At 35.0% G+C, this 1,695-nt stretch carries 2 protein-coding genes; one reads left to right on the top strand and one right to left on the bottom strand.

What is annotated here, in order from left to right:
• Window positions 1–695, top strand: a 695-nt coding sequence (locus AC1DTM_RS25360) for an MFS transporter (RefSeq protein WP_477001174.1), incomplete at its 5' end; no start/stop codon positions are given.
• Between the two features lie 15 nt (window positions 696–710).
• Here the strand turns inward: AC1DTM_RS25360 and AC1DTM_RS25355 are convergent.
• On the bottom strand, window positions 711–1,415 hold the full coding sequence (locus AC1DTM_RS25355; RefSeq protein WP_016105134.1) for a YjgB family protein: 705 nt from the start codon (window positions 1,413–1,415) through the stop codon (window positions 711–713).
• Window positions 1,416–1,695: the final 280 nt, after the last annotated feature.

Genomic DNA, 1,695 nt, shown 5'->3' with positions numbered 1-1,695 from the left:
GTGTAGCCCTTACGCTATATGCCATTCTCGTTTGGACGCAGCTTCCTGAAACTGCCCCACTTTTAAGCGACAATGAAAAAATGAAAGAAGTATATTCGCCAAAACAATTTATTTCGAAACATTATGCTGTGTTTGGACTTATGGTTTCTACGCTACCGATTAGTTTTTTCTACGCTCAAACCGAATCGAATTATCGTATATTCGCCGAAAGTGTATTTCCAAATTTTCTATTTGTACTCGTGTTTATCTCAACTTGTAAAGCAGTCATGGAAGTGCTTCTTCAAATTTTCCTTGTGAAATGGTCAGAACGATTTTCTATGCCTAAAATCATTATTATTTCCTATACTTGCTATACGTTAGCTGCGATTGGCTACGGCTATTCCACAACAATATGGTCATTATTCTTCACATTGCTCTTTTTAGTAATTGGGGAAAGTATCGCTTTGAATCACTTACTGCGATTCGTTTCACAAATGGCTCCAAGTCATAGTCGCGGATTATATTTTTCTATATACGGTATACATTGGGATATTTCAAGAACTTGCGGGCCTTTTGTAGGAGCATTGTTATTAAGCAAATTAAGCGGTAGTACTCTATTTTATATTTGTGCCTTCTTATTAATAATTGGCGGTATCATTCAATCTGTTTTTGTTCAATCGTTAGAAAGAAACAAAGCAAAAGAGCTGTCCCTATAGGAGCAGCTCTTTCATTTAACCCGCCATTTTATTAATACTATCCTCCGGTGAAAACACAGAAATATGATGTACTTTACCAGTTGAATTTGGAATAACGAATTTCAATTCAAACTGGTTATTTACTTTATAAACGTAGATTTTGTCATTACCATTTACTTTAATCGACGTCGGTTTTCCTAAAGCCTTTTCTATTTCTTGTAACGTAATCACCTTAAGTTCTGAATGGTAAGATCGCACGTCAAAAACTTGTGATCCTTTATTAAAGCCAAATGCAACATTTTTACTTGTAAAAGTCGCATACGTCCCGTTCCCTGCTTGATCAGTTTTATCTGCTTTTCCCCACGCTTTTTCTATTTCCTCGATATCACCTGTATGTGCTGCATATGGTACATTAGGTACTTTACCTTCTTTCGCTTGCTCAAATAAATCTTTTACATGGTTAATTGATTTTTGATTAAGCACTGTATTTTTCGAATTAGAATCTGCTGTAGGTTTTGCTGAATCTTGATCTTTTGGTTTTTCCATAGGTTCTTTCTCTGTTTTTGGAGCGGTGTCCTCATTCTTTTTACTGGTTTCTGACGTATCGCTCTTTTTTTCCGTACTATTTTCTGATGTTGAATTCGTTTGTTTCTTTTCCTCAGCGTTATTACACGCGGTTAAAACAGCTACACACGTTAAAGTTAGGAATAATATAAGCACTTTCATATATACTTTCATCATTTTCAGCCTCCCTCTTCAACATATTCACTTTTGCAACCATTCCATAACACTGTCCCTTAAATTATTTTTGGTCCATAAAGGAAGTACTTCGGTTTACGAAAGTTTTAAAAAGCTTGGAATTGTATTATTAATCCTCTTATTGATCTCCTTGTATACACTTTCTCACCTTAATTGTTATATCCTTCTTTTATTACTTGACATGCGCTGTCACAAAAGCTCATTTCAATTAATAAAACGACAGTTAGTGGTGTTGCAACTGAAACATAGCAGGAATAAACAG

The sequence above is a fragment of the Bacillus sp. P4_D3 genome (assembly GCF_056401855.1).
Note: the sequence above shows the minus strand (reverse complement) of the source record. Positions and strands in the feature narration are given on the sequence as shown.

Excerpts from the sequence above, each read along its gene's own strand:
- AC1DTM_RS25355 (WP_016105134.1), bottom strand. The coding sequence starts at position 1,415 with ATGATGAAAGTATATATGAAAGTGCTTATATTATTCCTAACTTTAACG.